We start from the raw sequence: 15,244 nt of genomic DNA on the forward strand, positions 1-15,244 counted from the left end.
GTCCTTCGTATCAGTCAGGGGTGGGCTCAGGCGGTGCGCGGGTCGTTCGCGAAGCCCAGGAAGCGTTGGGCGAGGTCGTCGCCACCGTCGGGCTCGCGGCCGATCACCAGCACGGTGTCGTCGCCGGCGATCGTGCCGAGCACGTCACCGATCTCGGCCTTGTCGAAGGCGGAGGCCAGGAACTGGGCGGCACCCGGTGGGGTGCGCAGGATGACCATGTTGGCACTGGACTCGGCGCTGACCAGCAGCTCGGAGCAGAGCCGGGCCAGGCGGGCGTTGGCCGCCGCGCTCTCCGGGGCGGTGGCGGGCGTCCGGTCCCCGCCCTCAGCGGGAACCGCGTAGACCAGTGCCCCGCTGCTGGCACGCACCTTGACCGCGTCGAGCTCGACGAGGTCGCGCGAGAGCGTGGCCTGGGTGGCGTGCACGCCCCGGGCGGCCAGGTGCTCGGCGAGCTCGACCTGCGACTTCACCTCACGCGTGGTGAGCAGATCGATGATCAGCTGCTGGCGTGCGCTCTTGGTCAACGGGGTGAGTGCCGACTCGTTCATCGTCGCTCCTCCAGGAATGCCATCACGGCCTTCTGCGCGTGACGGCGGTTCTCGGCCTCGTCCCACACCACGCTGTCGGGGCCGTCGATGAGCTCGGCCTCCACCTCCTTGCCGCGGTAGGCCGGCAGGCAGTGCATGGCGATCGCGTCAGGGTGCGCGGCCGCGACCAGGGCGCGGGTCAGCGCGTAGGGCTTCAGCGCGGCGAGCCGGTCCTGCGACTCTGCCTCCTTGCCCATCGAGACCCAGGTGTCGGTGATCACGATGTCGGCGTTCGCGACGGCGGCCACCGGGTCGCGGTCCAGCGCAACGGACCCACCGGTCTCGGCGGCGATCTTCCCCGCTGCCGCCACGATCTCGCCGCTGGGCTCGTAGCCCTCGGGTGAGCTGATCACCACGTGCATGCCGGCGGTGGCGCCGGCCAGCAGCCACGAGTTGCCCATGTTGCAGGCACCGTCGCCGACGAACGTGGCACGCAGACCCGCCAACGGCCCCTTGCGCTCGATCACGGTGAGCAGGTCGGCCAGCAGCTGGCACGGGTGGAAGTCGTCACTGAGCGCGTTGATCACCGGGACCCCGCCCCACTGCGCCATCGACTCGAGCTTGTGCTGGTCGTTGGTGCGCCACACGATCTGGCTGGCCTGGCGACCGAGCACCCGGGCCACGTCCTCGACGGACTCGCGGACACCGATCTGGGCCAGGTCGCCGTTGATCACCAACGGATTGCCGCCGAGCTCGGCGATCCCCGCGGAGAAGGAGGACTGCGTGCGCAGGGTCGGCTTGTCGAAGATCATGGCGACGGTGCGCGGCCCGGCCAGCGGCTTGTGCTGGAACGGCGCCGCCTTCATCTTCACGGCGAGGGCCAGCACCTCGGCCTGCTCGGCCGGGCTGAGGTCGTCGTCGCGCAACAGGTGCCGGGTCATGAGGGTGGCTCCACACCGGCGCGGTCCAGGATTGCCGGCCAGGCCGACAGGAACGACTCCACGTCGTCATCGGTGAGCACCAGCGGTGGCGCCAGTCGGATCCGGTTCGGCGTCGGGTTGTTGATGATGAAGCCCAGCTCCAGGGCTGCCGCGGTCACGTCGGCCGAGGCGTCCGCGGACAGGTCGAGGCCGATCAGCAGGCCCTTCCCCCGCACCTCGGTCACCCGGGGGTCGGCGGCCAGCCCGTCGCGGAGTCGTTCGCCGATCGCGTTCGTGCGCTCGAGCAGGTCGTCCTTCTCGATCACGTGGAGCACGGCGAGCGCTGCCGCGGTCGCGACCGGGTTGCCGCCGAACGTGGTGCCGTGGTTGCCGGGCTCCAGCAGGTCGCCGGCCGCGCCGAGGGCGATGGTGGCCCCGATCGGGATGCCGCCACCGAGGCCCTTGGCCAGGGTGATCACGTCAGGGGTGACACCCGACTCGGCGTGGGCGAACCACGCACCGGTCCGGGCGATCCCGGTCTGGATCTCGTCGAACCAGAGCAGCGCCCCGTGCTCGGTGGTGATCTCACGGGCCCGTGCCAGGTAGCCGGCAGGAGGCACGTTCACGCCGGCCTCTCCCTGCAGCGGCTCCAGGAGCACGGCAGCTGTCTCGTCGGTGACCGCTGCGGCGAGCGCCTCGGAGTCGCCGTACGGGACGAAGGTGACGTCGCCGGGCAGTGGCTCGAAGGGCGCGCGGTAGGCCTCCTTCGAGGTCAGCGCCAGCGCACCCATGGTGCGGCCGTGGAAGGAGCCCTCGGCCACCACGACGTGGGTGCGGCCGGTGCGGCGGGTCAGCTTGAAGGCGGCCTCGTTGGCCTCGGTGCCGGAGTTGGAGAAGAAAACCTTGCCGGGGCTTCGAGACGGGCGCTGCGCGCCCTCCTCAACCACCGAAAGAAGGTCGAGGAGCTTCTCCGCGAGCTCGATCTGCGGCCGGGTGGCGAAGAAGTTGGAGACGTGGCCCAAGGTCTTGAGCTGGTCGGTCACCGCCTCCACGAGGGCGGGATGGCCGTGACCGAGGGCGTTGACGGCAATGCCGCCGAGCAGGTCGACGTACTCCCTGTCGTCCTCGTCCCACACGTGGGCGCCCTCGCCGCGGGTCAGCACCAGCTTCGGCGGGCCGAAGGTGTTCATCAACGACGCGGCGTAGCGCTCGGGCCAGGTGGCAGTCATCAGGACTCCTTCACGACGGGAGGGTTCGTGGCCTGCCGGATCTTCGTCTCCACCCCGGGCAGCACCTGGGTGCCGACGCCCTCGTCGGTGAAGATCTCCAGAAGGACGGCGTGCTCGGCGCGACCGTCGACGACCGTCGCCCGCGGAACGTCCCCCTGCACGGCGTTGAGGCAGGCGGCCATCTTGGGCACCATGCCCGAGGCCAGCGACGGCATCAGCTCGGCCAAGGACTCCGGGCTGATCTCCTTGATCACGTCGTCGCTGTCGGGCCAGTCGCGGTAGAGGCCCTCGACGTCGGTGAGGACGAGGAGCTTCTCAGCCTTCAGCGCGACGGCCAGCGCGGCTGCCGCGGTGTCGGCGTTGACGTTGTGGACCCGTCCGTCGACATCCGGGGCGACGGACGAGATCACCGGGATCCGGCCCGCCTCGACCAGGTCGAGCACGGACTCGGGGCGGACCTTGGCGACCTCGCCGACGAGGCCCAGGTCGACCTCCTCGCCGTCGACGATGGTGTTGGTCGGCTCCGCGGTGAACAGGCCGGCGTCCTCACCGGAGAGTCCGACAGCGATCGGCCCGTGCTGGTTGATCAACCCGACCAGCTCGCGCTGCACCTGGCCGACCAGCACCATGCGGACCACGTCCATGGCCTCGGGGGTGGTCACCCGGAGGCCGCCCTTGAACTCGGACTCGATGTCGAGCCGGTCGAGCATCTTCGAGATCTGCGGGCCACCGCCGTGCACCACGACCGGCTTGAAGCCGGCATAGCGGAGGAAGGCGATGTCCTCGGCGAAGGCCTGCTTGAGACGGTCGTCGGTCATGGCGTTGCCGCCGTACTTCACCACGATCACCTTGCCGTGGTACTCCATCAGCCAGGGCAGGGCCCGGGCCAGGACGTCGGCCTTGACGGGGTCAGGTTTCACGTTGTTCTCGCTCATGAGGAGTAGGCGCTGTTCTCGTGGACGTAGGCGTGGGTCAGGTCGTTGGTCCACACCGTGGCTCGCTCGTCGCCGGACTTGAGGTCGATGGTGACGGTGACCTCGCGGGCGCTCAGGTCAACACCGGCCGGGTCCTCCGCGGGGGTGGAGCTGCGGCACACCCAGACGCCGTTCATCGCCACGTCGAGGTCGGCCGGGTCGAAGACCGCGTCGGTGGTGCCCATGCTGGCCAGCACCCGGCCCCAGTTCGGGTCCTTGCCGAAGACGGCGGCCTTGAACAGGTTGGAGCGGGCCACCGAGCGACCGACCTTGACCGCGTCGTCCTCGGACGCCGCGTTGAGCGTGGTGATGGCGATCTCGTGGTCGGCGCCCTCGGCGTCCTTGAGCAGCTGCATGGCCAGGTCGGTGCAGGCCTGGGTCAACGCATCGGTGAAGTCGTCGAGCGGCGGGGTGATGCCCGAGGCGCCGCTGGCCATCACGGTCACCGTGTCGTTGGTGCTCATGCAGCCGTCGGAGTCGAGCCGGTCGAAGCTGACCCGGGTCGCCGCGCGCAGCGCCTTGTCGAGGTCAGCTGCGGGGACCACGGCATCGGTGGTGATCACCACGAGCATCGTGGCCAGCTGGGGGGCGAGCATGCCGGCCCCCTTGGCCATCCCGCCGATCGTCCAGCCGGCGCCCTCGATGACGACCTTCTTGCTGACGCTGTCCGTGGTCATGATCGCCTCGGCCGCGTCGGCACCGCCGTCGTCGCTGAGCGCGGCGTGGGCCGCGTCGACACCGTCGAGCAGGTTCTGCCGCGGGTTGGCCAGGCCGATCAGTCCGGTGGAGCAGACCACCACGTCGCCGGCCCCGATGCCGAGCTTGCCGGCCACCTGCTCGGCGACCGCGTGGGTGGTCTGGAAGCCCTCCGAGCCGGTGTAGCAGTTCGCCCCACCGGAGTTGAGGACGACCGCGCGCACGACGCCGTCCTTGACGACCTCCTGGCTCCACAGGATCGGGTTCGCCTTGCAGCGGTTGGCGGTGAAGACGGAGGCCGAGTCGAACGACGGCCCCTGGTTGACGACCAGGGCCAGGTCGAGGGGGGCCTTGGCTTCCTTGGCGCTCTTCAGGCCAGCGGGCACGCCGGCGGCGAGGAAGCCAGCGGGAGAGGTGACGGTCATTTCTTCTTGCTCTTTCCTGACGGGGAGACGGGGACGGCTGCGGCAACGGTGTGCCCCTGTCGTCGCCATGCCTCGGTCGCCTCGTCGGCCTTGGCCTGGGGGACGAGGATCCAGTCGGTGTCGAAGGTCGAGATCGTGAAGACGCTGATCTTCGCCTCCGCCAACGGTTGCAGCAGCGTGACCAGCACGCCGTACAGCTCGAAGTCGAGCGGGCCCTTCACCGCGAACGCGGTGAACGGCTTCTGGCTGGGCACCTTCGTCGGGACGGTGCGGGTGGCACACACCAATGACGTCTCGGTGGCGGTGGCGGTGATCGAGAACAGCGACGACGCCTCGGCCCACTGCGGCACCTCGGCGCCCGGGGCCAGTCGAACGACGGCCAGCTTCTCGGGGAACTGCTGGAGGGTGAACGTCTGGGGCTGGTTGGTTGCCTCGGGGATCTCGTTCATTCCGTCGTGGTTCCCTTCGCTCGTGGGGTCAGCGCTCACGGTGCCAGTCCGATCGTGGTCAGGCCCGCGGACTCATCGAGCCCTAGAGCGAGGTTCATGCACTGGACGGCGGCGCCGCCGGTGCCCTTGGCCAGGTTGTCGACCGCTCCGACGGCGATCAGCTGCCCGGCCTCCTCGTCGACGGTGACCTGCACGTGCACCGCGTTGGAACCGATCACCGACTTGGTCTGCGGCCACATGCCCTGGGGCAGAACGGTGACGAACGGCTCGTCGGCGTACGCCTCGACATAGGCGGCGTAGGCCTCGTCGGCCGTGAGCGGCGCGGCCAGCGGTGCGGTGACGGTGGCGAGGATGCCGCGGGGCATGGCCACCAGCAGCGGGGTGAAGCTCACCTTCACCTTGGCGTCGGTGAGCAGGTTCAGGTTCTGGATGATCTCGGGGGTGTGCCGGTGGACGCCACCCACGCCGTAGGCACTGGCGTTGCCCATCACCTCGCTGCCGAGCAGGTTGGTCTTGGCTGCCTTGCCGGCTCCGCTGGTGCCGCTGGCCGCGACCACGACGATGCTCGGCTCGACCAGGCCCTTGGCAATGGCGGGGGCCGCGGTGAGCGTGGAGACGGTCGGGTAGCAACCCGGGACGGCGATCCGCTTCGCACCGCGGAGCTGGTCCCGCTGGCCGGCCAGCTCGGGCATGCCGTAGGGCCAGGACCCGGCGTGCGGCGAGCCGTAGAACTTCTCCCACAGCGCGGGGTCGTTGAGCCGGAAGTCGGCACCGCAGTCGATGACCACGACGTCGTCGCCGAGCGCGTTGGCCACCTCGGCGGAGGCACCGTGTGGCAGGCCCAGGAAGACCACGTCGTGACCGGCGAGGACTTCGGGTGTGGTCGCTTCGAGGGTACGGTCGGCGAGTGGGCCCAGGTGGGGTTGCAGTCGTCCGAAGTTCTCACCGGCGTTGGACCCACCGGTGAGCGCGCCGATCTCGATGTTGGGGTGGGCCAGGAGCAGGCGGAGGACTTCGCCACCTGCGTATCCACTGGCACCGGCGACTGCGACTGAGATCTTGTCGGACATGTGCATGACTATACATTCCCCTGCATGAACTCGCATAATGGGTTTCGCTCGGTGGGCGGGCAGCCCTAGCGTGATCTCCATGACCCGACTGCCGGACGATGCCTACCTCGACCACCTTCGCAGCGAGTCAGCGCGCTTCCGCGACGTGCTGGCCGCCACCGACCCGACCGACCGGGTGCCGAGCTGCCCCGACTGGGATGCTGCCGACCTCCTCTGGCACCTCACCGAGGTGCAGCACTTCTGGTCCCGCATCGTCGCCGACCGGCCCACCGGCCCCGACGCCTTCGAGGAGCCCCCGCGCCCGACGACGTACGCCGACCTGCTGACCGCCTTCGACGACGCCTCCGCCGGACTGGTCGAGGCCCTGAGGGTCGCAGACCCGAAGGAGCAGGCCTGGACCTGGGCACCGGAGCAGACGGTCGGGTTCATCCTCCGCCGCCAGGCCCACGAGGCACTGATCCACCGCCTCGATGCCGAGCAGGCCGCCGGAACGGTCACCGACCTCGATGCCCGGCTGGCCGCCGACGGGGTGGAGGAGGTCCTCGCCGTGATGTTCGGGGGCACGCCCGGGTGGGGTTCGTTCACCGGCAGCGAGACCTTCGTCCGCGTCGACTGCATCGACACCGACCACCACGTCTGGGTGGAGCTCGGTCGTTTCACGGGCACCGATCCGGAGGACGGGGTCGCCCACGACGAGGACGACATCAGCGTGGTCACCGACCCGGGCCGCGAGCCCGATGTCGTCGTCTCCGGCACTGCCGCCGACCTCGACGCCTGGCTGTGGCGCCGAGGCGACGACGGTGACCTCACCGTGGCCGGCGACCGCACGGCCCACGACCTGTTCCTGACCTGCGTCAACCACCCCATCGACTGATGGAGGTCGTGAGCACGGGCCCGGAGCGGGCGATGCTGGTCAACATGCTCGACCTCAACCGTGAGTCGTTGATCGAGTGCGTTGAGGGGCTCAGCGAGAGCGAGGCCCGTCAACGACTGGTGCCCTCGCTCACCACTCCCCTCGCCCTCCTCAAGCACGTCGCGGCGGCGGAGCGCAGCTGGTTCCAACGTCGGGTGGCGGCTCTGCCCGAGGACCAGTGGGACGGCTACGCCTTCGGTGACGACGCGAGCTTTACGGTCTCCGACGACGACACCGTGGCCTCCGCCGTCGCCGCGCTGCGACGCGCGGCGGTGCGCGGCCGCGAGATCGCCGACCCGCTCGACCTCGACTTCACGATCGACCACGACCACCACGGCGTGCTGTCGCTCCGGTGGATCTACCTCCACCTGATCCGGGAGGTGGCCCGCCATGCCGGGCACGCCGACATCCTGCGCGAGCAGATCGAGGCCAGCCGTTGAGGCTCCGGGACGTCAGTCGATCCGGGTGATGCCGCTGCGGTGTCGTCGGGCCAGCTCGGCGTAGTACGGCGGGTTGGCCTGCACCCAGAACTCCGCGGACGTGCCGGCCAAGGGTGGCGGTGGGTGCGATGAACGCCTCCGGGTGGTCGTCGGGACGCTTGCCTTCGAACTCGAACAGGGGCATGTCCGCAGGCTGGCCGCACGCCGGCGCCGATCCGGGAACCTCCCCGCCGATGTCTCGGCCGGGAGGTTCCACGTCCCCGGGCGCCGGGGAGACGGGCGGTACCTCGAGCGCGCGCGACGGGCCGGATCAGCGCTGGACGGCGCCGTTCCGCTCGACGGCGAGGGCCACCGCGGCGTCACGAGCGGCACCGGCCTCGCCCTCCTTGAGGGTGCGGTCGGGTGCCCGGAAGCGCAGCGCGAAGGCCAAGGACTTCTTGCCCTCGCCGACCTGGTCGCCGGTGAACACGTCGAAGAGGCGCACCGACTCGAGCAGCTCGCCGGCTCCCTCGCGCAGCGTCGCCGCCACGTCCGCCGAGGGAACCGAGGCGTCGACGACGAGGGCGACGTCCTCCTTGGCGACCGGGTAGGAGCCGAAGGTCGGGGCCGGCGTGGTCACCCGCGCCAGGCCCAGCAGCGCGTCGAGGTCGACCTCGGCAGCGGCCGACCGGGACGGGACGCCGTACGCCTTGCAGACCTTCGGGTGCAGCTCGCCGGCGTGGCCGAGCACGGTCTCGCCGACTCGGATCTCGGCACAGCGACCCGGGTGCCACGGCGCGACGGCCGCAGCCGCCATCTCGACCTCGACGCCCAGGGCGGCGGCGACCTCACGGACGGCGCCGATCGCGTCGGCCCACGAGCCCTGACGACCTGGTCCCCACCAGCCCTCGCGCTCGCGGTGGCCGGAGAGGGCCAGGGCGAGGTGCTGCGGCTGGCGCGGGACCGCCTTCTCGATCGCGGCCCACTCCTCGTCGCTCGGACGACGGTCGACCCCGAGGATCGGGGCCAGCTCGTTGCCGGTCGGCAGGAACACCAGGCCCGTCTCGAACAGGGAGGCGTCGGCGTTGCCGCGGCCGACGTTGAGACCCAAGGAACGGAGCAGACCGGGGAGCAGCGTGGTGGCGAGCTGGGGCTCCTCCGCATTGAGCGGGTTCGCCATCCGGATCGTACGACGGCGCTCGTCGTCGTCGGCAAGGCCGAGGTCGGACCAGTCGGAGTCGCCCACGAACGGGTAGCTGATCGTCTCGGTCCAACCGGAACCGGCCAGCACCAGGCCCACCCGGCGGCGCAGCTTCTGCGCGAGGGGAAGGCCACCGCCGGACGGGGCCGGGGGCAGCACCGAGGGCACCTTGTCGTAACCGACGATGCGGGCCACCTCCTCGACCAGGTCGAAGGGGTCGCTCATGTCCGGGCGCCACGACGGCACCGTGGCCGTGAGCTGGTCACCGTCGACGACGACCTCGCAGCCGACCAGCTCGAGGTTCGCGACCGTGGTCGCTGCATCGATCTCCATGCCGGTGACCCGGGCGGGCAGGTCGGTGGCAGCGGTGACGGTGCGACGTGCCGGGGCCCGGCCCACCACGGTCACCCCCGCATCCGCGGTGGCGCCGCCGAGCTCGACCATCAGCTCGACGACTCGGTCCGCGGCAGCAGCCGGTAGCTCGGGGTCGACGCCGCGCTCGAAGCGCTTGGAGGCCTCGGACGGCAGCTTGTGCCGGCGCTCGGTGCGGAAGATCGAGACCGCGTCGAAGTGGGCCGCCTCGATGACCACGTCGGTGGTGGTCTCGGAGAGCTCGGTGGTCTGCCCACCCATCGTGCCGGCGATGCCGATGGGACCGGAGTCGTCGGTGATCAGCAGGTCCTCGGTCGAGAGCTTGCGCTCCTGCCCGTCGAGGGTCGTCAACCGCTCACCCTCATGGGCACGCCGCACCCGGATCGCACCGGAGAGCTTGGCGCGGTCGTAGCCGTGGATCGGCTGGCCGAGCTCGAACATGACGTAGTTGGTGATGTCGACGCCGAGCGAGATCGGGCGCATCCCGCAGGCGCCCAGCCGCTTGACCATCCAGTCGGGGGTCGGTGCCGAGGGGTCGAAGCCCGTCACCGAGCGGGCCACGAACACCGGGCAGCCGTCGGCGTCGTCGACCACGACAGGCTGACCTTCGTCGTTGGCAGCGGGCACGTCGCGCAACCCGGGGTCACGGAAGGGCGCGTCGAAGCCGGTGGCGGCCTCGCGGGCGATGCCGCGCAGGGACAGTGCATAGGCGCGGTCGGGGTTGATCTCGAACTCGATCACGGAGTCGTTCATGTCGAGCACGTCGAAGGCGTCGTCGCCGGGCTGGCCGGCATCGGCGGGCAGCACGATGATGCCGCCGTGGTCCTCACCCAGTCCCAGCTCGCGCGAGGAGCAGATCATGCCGGCGGAGACGTGCCCGTAGGTCTTGCGCGCGGAGATCTCGAAGTTGCCGGGCAGCACGGCGCCGGGCAGGCAGACCACGACCAGGTCGCCCTCGACGAAGTTGTGGGCACCGCAGATGATGCCCTGAGGTTCACCGGTGCCGTTGGCGTCTGCGACGTCGACGGTGCACCAGTTGATGATCTTGCCGTTCTTCTGCGGCTCCTTCTCGATGGTCAGCACACGACCGACCACGAGGGGGCCGGTGATGGCATCGGCCGGCGTCTCGAGCGCCTCGAGCTTGAGGCCGAGCATGGTCAGCCTGGCGGCGAGCTCGTCCGTCGAGACCGCCTCCGGCAGGTCGACGTAGTCGCGGATCCAGGAAACAGGGGCTTTCATGTGGGTGCTCGGACCTCTCAGATCTCGATGCCGAAGGGCTGCGTGAAGCGCACGTCACCCTCGAAGATGTCGCGCATGTCCTCGACGCCGTGGCGGAACATCAGGGTGCGGTCGATGCCCATGCCGAAGGCGAAGCCGGTGTACTTCTCCGGGTCGACGCCGCAGGCGACGAGGACGCGCGGATTGACCACGCCGCAGCCGCCCCACTCGATCCAGCCCTCGCCACGGCAGGTGCGACAGGTGTCGCTGCCCTCGTCGTCGTGACCGGTGCCGCGGCAGACGAAGCAGATCAGGTCGACCTCGGCCGACGGCTCGGTGAACGGGAAGTACGACGGCCGGAACCGGGTGGTGATGCCCTCGCCGAACATGGCGGTCGCGAAGTGGTCGAGCGACCCCTTCAGGTGGGCCATCGTGATGCCCTCGTCGATGACCAGGCCCTCGACCTGGTGGAAGACGGGCGAGTGCGTCGCGTCGATCTCGTCGGTGCGGTAGACCCGGCCGGGGCACACGACGTAGATCGGCGGCGTGCGGGTCAGCATCGTGCGCGCCTGCACCGGCGAGGTGTGCGTGCGCAGCACCAGGGCGGCCTCCGCAGGCTCGAGCCAGAAGGTGTCCTGCATGGTGCGGGCGGGGTGGTCGGCGCCCATGTTGAGGGCATCGAAGTTGAGCCACTCGGCCTCGACCTGCGGCCCCTCGGCCACCTCCCACCCCATGGACACGAAGACGTCGGCGATGCGCTCGGACATCATCGTGATCGGGTGGCGGGCACCGGTCAGGGCACGGTCGGTGGGCAGCGTGACGTCGACGGTCTCCTCGACCAGCATCCGCTCCTCGTGCTCGGCCTCGAGCACGGCCAGCCTCTCCCCCAGCGCCTGGTTCACCTGGCCGCGGGCCTTGCCGACACGGGCACCGGCCTCCTTGCGGGCCTGCGGGGGCAACGCACCGATCTCGCGGTTGGCCAAGGCCAGCGGGGACCGGTCACCGGCGTGCTCGAGGCGGACCTGCTTGAGGGCATCGAGGTCGGTCGCCCCGGCGATCGCGGCGAGCGCTGCGTCGCGTTGGGCCTCGACCTCGTCGGCGCGCAGGGGCGTGACCTCGACGGGGTCGTAATCAGTGTTCGGTCCCGACATGACTGCCTTCCGGGAAGTGGGATGTGCCAGGGCAAGTCTAGGAACTGCGCCGCGGCGCCCGCGACCGGGTTTGTCCTAGTCGCTCCCGAGTGGTTCGCCCTGGGGCCAGGCGGTGGTGATCCGAGCGCCACCCGATGGTGAGCTCGAGATGGTGAGGACCCCGCCGTGAGCGCGCACGAGGCCGTTGACGATGTACATCCCCAGGCCCGAACCCCCACGTTGGCCATGGGTCCAGAACTTGGTGAAGATGCGCCGCCGCATCTCCTCGGGGATCCCGGCGCCCTCGTCGTCGACGGTCACCAGGGCGCCCGGGAAGTCTGCCTCGCCTGCGATTGCCCGCACGGAGACGTCCACCTGGCCCTCACCGTGACGGATGGCGTTCTCGATCAGGTTGGTGATCACCTGGGTGAACTTATCAGGGTCGAGCTGGGCCTCCGGGACGTCACCACTGACCTCGAGGCTCACCGAGCGAGCGGTTCCTGCGTTGACGGAGTCGACCACGCGTTGCACCAGCACCCCGACGTCGGCCGGTCGCGGGAAGAGCGAGAGACGCCCGGTGTCGATCCGCGCCACGTCGAGAAGCTCGGCGATGAGCCGGCTCAACCGATCGGCGTCCGCGTTGACGGTGGTCAGCATCAGCTTGCGCTGGTCGTCGTTGAGCTTGTCCCACCGGTTCAGCAGGGCCTGGACGAAGCCCTTCACCCCGGTCAGCGGCGAGCGGATCTCGTGGGCCACGGTGGCCACCAGGTCCGAGCGCTCCCGGTCCAGGCGCGCCCGCCCCCTGCCGGACCGCAGGCTGATCGCCACCCACGCGACCGGCTCCGAGAGACTGGGCCGCTGGATGCGGGCGGTGACCACCACCTCCGTCCCGTTGGGCAGGACCCACGACTGCTCGGGCACGCCGGTGCGGGTGGACAACCCGCGGTAGGGCTCGTTGTGGTCGCACCAGGTGTCACCGGACTGGTTCTGCAGGCGCAGGGCATCGTCGAGCCTGCGGCCGACCAGCTCATCGGCGGACGCCGCGCCGAGCATGCGCGCCGCCTCGGAGTTCGCCACCGCGATGACGTGGTCTGCCCCGGCCACGACGACACCGTCGGGCAACAGGTCGAGGCTCGCGCGTGCGGTCAGGTCCACACGCAGCAACCTACCGCCGGATCTCCCTCGACCCACGCCGGGTGCGCGAACCAGTCGGGTCAGGCCCCGTCGGGGCGCCGGGTGGCGCGCCGGGACGGACGCTGGGCCCGCGCCGAGGCATAGAGACACACGGCGGCGGCCGTGGAGAGGTTGAGGCTCTCGGCTCGCCCGTGGATGGGGATACGCACCCGGTGGTCGGCCAGGGCCGCGAGCTCCGCCGGCAACCCCCATGCCTCGTTGCCGAACAACCAGGCAGTCGGCCCGGCCAGCAGCCCGTCATCGATCGCGTCGTCGAGGTCGATCTCGCCGGCACCGTCGGCCGCCAGCACCACCAGTCCGGCGGCCTGTGCCCGGCGTACGGCGTCGCTGGGGTCCTCGACATCGGCGATCGGCACGTGGAACAGGCTGCCCACCGTGGCCCGAACGGTCTTCGGGTTGTGCGGGTCGACCGAGTGGCCGGCCAGGACCACCGCGTCGGCGCCGGCGGCGTCACTGGTGCGGATCACGGTCCCGGCATTGCCGGGGTCTCGCACGTCGGCGCAGATCGTGACCAGGTGGGGGCGGGCTCGAGACGGCTCGTCCCTCGCCTCCTCGGTCGCCGACGGTGCCAGCACATGGTCGACGGGGCGGTCGACGAACCGGCACACCGCGATCACACCGGCCGGGGTGACCGCATCGGAGAGGGAGGCCAGGGCGCGATCGTCGACAAGCCTCCAGTCGATCTCCGTGGCAGCCACCGCGTCACGAAGGTCGGTGTGCTTGGCGGTCGCCTCGACCGTGGCGAACACCTCGACCACGCAACCGGGCAGTGAGAGCGCTCCTTCGACTGCCTTCGGTCCATCGGCGAGGAACAACCGGTTCTCGGCCCGAAATGAGCGACGGGCGAGCTTCCGCGCGTTCTTGACCCGAGTGTTCCCACTTGTCAGCGGGGTCGGGTCGTCGCGGAAGCTCGCCACGTCAGCAGCGATGCGCTCAGGCAGTCGCGTCGGCACGCGGCGCGTTGACGTCCGCGGGGAGCGCGCCCTTGGCCAGCTCGACGAGGGCGGCGAAGGCCGGGGCGTCGTTGACGGCCAGGTCGGCGAGGATCTTGCGGTCCACCTGGATCTCAGCGGCCTTGAGGCCCTGGATCAGGCGGTTGTAGGTGAGGCCGTTCTGGCGGGCAGCAGCGTTGATCCGCTGGATCCACAGACGACGGAACTCGCCCTTCTTGGCCTTGCGGTCGCGGTAGCTGTAGACCAGCGAGTGGGTGACCTGCTCCTTGGCCTTGCGGTACAGGCGCGAGCGCTGTCCGCGGTAGCCGGATGCGCGATCGAGGATTACCCGGCGCTTCTTGTGGGCGTTTACCGCCCGCTTGACGCGTGCCACTGTGTTACTCCTTGTTGCTCGAAAAGTTCAGGGGGGAAGGTCTCAGAGACCAAGCATCTTCTTGGCGCGCGCCTGGTCGGCCTTGGCCAACTCGACCGTGCCGGTCATGCGGCGCGTCACCTTGGACGGCTTCTTCTCGAGGTTGTGGCGCTTGCCGGCCTTCTCGCGAAGGATCTTGCCGGAGCCGGTCACGCGGAAGCGCTTCTTGGCACCGGAGTGCGTCTTGTTCTTCGGCATCTCTCTGCTCTCTATCTCTGGAACAACTGAACGTGCGGGATGGCCTGGATCAGGCGTCGATCTCGGGGTCGAGATTCTCGGAGCGCTTGCGCTCCTTCTTCTGGGCCACGGGCTTCTTGCCGGCGGAGGCCTTGCGGAAGTCTGCGTCCTGCGCCTCGGCCGCGTCGCGCTCGGCGGCCTTGCTCTCCTTCTCGGCGAGCATCTCGACCTTGGCGTCAGCCTTCTTGCGGTGCGGACCCAGCACCATGATCATGTTGCGGCCGTCCTGCTTGGGCGAGCTCTCGACGAAGCCCAGCTCCTCGACGTCCTCCGCGAGGCGCTGCAGCAACCGGAAGCCCAGCTCGGGACGGTGCTGCTCGCGGCCACGGAACATGATCGTGATCTTGACCTTGTCGCCGGCCTTCAGGAAGCGGACGACGTGACCCTTCTTGGTCTCGTAGTCGTGCGCGTCGATCTTCGGCCGAAGCTTCATCTCCTTGATGATGACGTTCGACTGATTGCGACGGGCTTCACGGGCCTTCTGGGCGTTCTCGTACTTGAACTTGCCGTAGTCCATGAGCTTGCAGACGGGCGGCTTTCCCTGCGGGGCGATCTCGACGAGGTCGAGGTCGGCTTCCTGGGCAAGGCGCAGCGCGTCGCCGGTCGGCACGATGCCGACGGTCTCGCCATTGGGCCCAACGAGGCGAACCTCGGGAACCCGGATCCGATCGTTGATGCGCAGCTCTGTGCTGATGTGTCCTCCTGGGAACGATGGTGCAAAGCTTCGGAAACAATCCACCTGCAAACGAAAAAAGGCTTCCGCTCATCACAAGCGGAAGCCAGTCTCCAGATGCACGGATGCACCACGCTTCTCCACGATTCGAGCAACGGCGTACGCCGCACAGATCGGGATCTGCGGACCGGACCCGACGACCTGGCGGTCGATGCGGGTGAGAAGTCGAAAC

General features: G+C 69.8%; 16 protein-coding genes. 2 read left to right on the forward strand and 14 right to left on the reverse strand.

Annotated features, from left to right (window positions below; genetic code table 11):
- Positions 1-26 precede the first annotated feature (26 nt).
- From ncot_RS13715 to argC, 7 genes are read right to left on the reverse strand one after another with little or no spacing between them, the layout of a single operon-like run.
- Complete coding sequence (locus ncot_RS13715) at positions 27-548, reverse strand: arginine repressor (RefSeq protein WP_168618116.1); 522 nt, start codon at positions 546-548, stop codon at positions 27-29.
- Positions 545-1,468, reverse strand: coding sequence for an ornithine carbamoyltransferase (argF, locus tag ncot_RS13720; RefSeq protein WP_168618117.1), 924 nt, complete (start codon positions 1,466-1,468; stop codon positions 545-547). Before argF ends, ncot_RS13715 begins: the two co-directional genes overlap by 4 nt.
- Entirely contained in the window at positions 1,465-2,676 is a 1,212-nt protein-coding gene (locus tag ncot_RS13725; protein ID WP_168618118.1) for an acetylornithine transaminase, read from the reverse strand. Before ncot_RS13725 ends, argF begins: the two co-directional genes overlap by 4 nt.
- Complete coding sequence (argB, locus tag ncot_RS13730; RefSeq protein WP_168618119.1) at positions 2,676-3,611, reverse strand: acetylglutamate kinase; 936 nt, start codon at positions 3,609-3,611, stop codon at positions 2,676-2,678. Before argB ends, ncot_RS13725 begins: the two co-directional genes overlap by 1 nt.
- Positions 3,608-4,771 carry a bifunctional glutamate N-acetyltransferase/amino-acid acetyltransferase ArgJ gene (argJ, locus tag ncot_RS13735; protein WP_168618120.1) on the reverse strand — a complete coding sequence of 388 codons (1,164 nt, stop codon included), beginning with the start codon at positions 4,769-4,771 and terminating at the stop codon, positions 3,608-3,610. The genes argB and argJ overlap by 4 nt, the downstream gene beginning before the upstream one ends.
- Positions 4,768-5,220 (reverse strand): ACT domain-containing protein, encoded by a 453-nt coding sequence (locus tag ncot_RS13740; protein ID WP_168618121.1) that lies wholly within the window; start codon positions 5,218-5,220, stop codon positions 4,768-4,770. Before ncot_RS13740 ends, argJ begins: the two co-directional genes overlap by 4 nt.
- 35 nt (positions 5,221-5,255) lie before the next feature.
- Positions 5,256-6,296, reverse strand: coding sequence for an N-acetyl-gamma-glutamyl-phosphate reductase (gene argC, locus ncot_RS13745; RefSeq protein ID WP_168618122.1), 1,041 nt, complete (start codon positions 6,294-6,296; stop codon positions 5,256-5,258).
- Positions 6,297-6,369: 73 nt separating this feature from the next.
- Here argC and ncot_RS13750 point away from each other — a divergent pair, with 73 nt between their 5' ends.
- Positions 6,370-7,164, forward strand: coding sequence for a maleylpyruvate isomerase family mycothiol-dependent enzyme (locus ncot_RS13750; protein WP_168618123.1), 795 nt, complete (start codon positions 6,370-6,372; stop codon positions 7,162-7,164).
- Between the two features lie 8 nt (positions 7,165-7,172).
- Positions 7,173-7,643 (forward strand): DinB family protein, encoded by a 471-nt coding sequence (locus tag ncot_RS13755; protein ID WP_206064972.1) that lies wholly within the window; start codon positions 7,173-7,175, stop codon positions 7,641-7,643.
- Positions 7,644-7,953: 310 nt separating this feature from the next.
- Here the strand turns inward: ncot_RS13755 and pheT are convergent, their stop codons facing one another.
- The 7 genes from pheT to infC all read right to left on the reverse strand — a co-directional run bounded on the left by pheT (position 7,954) and on the right by infC (position 15,078).
- Positions 7,954-10,434, reverse strand: coding sequence for a phenylalanine--tRNA ligase subunit beta (gene pheT, locus ncot_RS13760; protein WP_168618125.1), 2,481 nt, complete (start codon positions 10,432-10,434; stop codon positions 7,954-7,956).
- Between the two features lie 17 nt (positions 10,435-10,451).
- On the reverse strand, positions 10,452-11,564 hold the full coding sequence (gene pheS, locus ncot_RS13765; RefSeq protein WP_168618126.1) for a phenylalanine--tRNA ligase subunit alpha: 1,113 nt from the start codon (positions 11,562-11,564) through the stop codon (positions 10,452-10,454).
- Positions 11,565-11,639: 75 nt separating this feature from the next.
- Positions 11,640-12,698 (reverse strand): ATP-binding protein, encoded by a 1,059-nt coding sequence (locus ncot_RS13770; protein ID WP_240937905.1) that lies wholly within the window; start codon positions 12,696-12,698, stop codon positions 11,640-11,642.
- Positions 12,699-12,757: 59 nt separating this feature from the next.
- A complete protein-coding gene (locus ncot_RS13775; protein WP_346766622.1) occupies positions 12,758-13,690 on the reverse strand; it encodes an RNA methyltransferase in 933 nt (310 codons plus the stop codon).
- Positions 13,671-14,063, reverse strand: coding sequence for a 50S ribosomal protein L20 (rplT, locus tag ncot_RS13780; protein ID WP_168618127.1), 393 nt, complete (start codon positions 14,061-14,063; stop codon positions 13,671-13,673). Before rplT ends, ncot_RS13775 begins: the two co-directional genes overlap by 20 nt.
- A gap of 42 nt (positions 14,064-14,105) precedes the next feature.
- Complete coding sequence (gene rpmI, locus ncot_RS13785; RefSeq protein WP_168618128.1) at positions 14,106-14,300, reverse strand: 50S ribosomal protein L35; 195 nt, start codon at positions 14,298-14,300, stop codon at positions 14,106-14,108.
- A gap of 49 nt (positions 14,301-14,349) precedes the next feature.
- Positions 14,350-15,078 carry a translation initiation factor IF-3 gene (gene infC, locus ncot_RS13790; protein ID WP_168618129.1) on the reverse strand — a complete coding sequence of 243 codons (729 nt, stop codon included), beginning with the start codon at positions 15,076-15,078 and terminating at the stop codon, positions 14,350-14,352.
- Between the last annotated feature and the right edge of the window lie 166 nt (positions 15,079-15,244).

The sequence above is a fragment of the Nocardioides sp. JQ2195 genome (assembly GCF_012272695.1).
Classification (GTDB): domain Bacteria; phylum Actinomycetota; class Actinomycetes; order Propionibacteriales; family Nocardioidaceae; genus Nocardioides.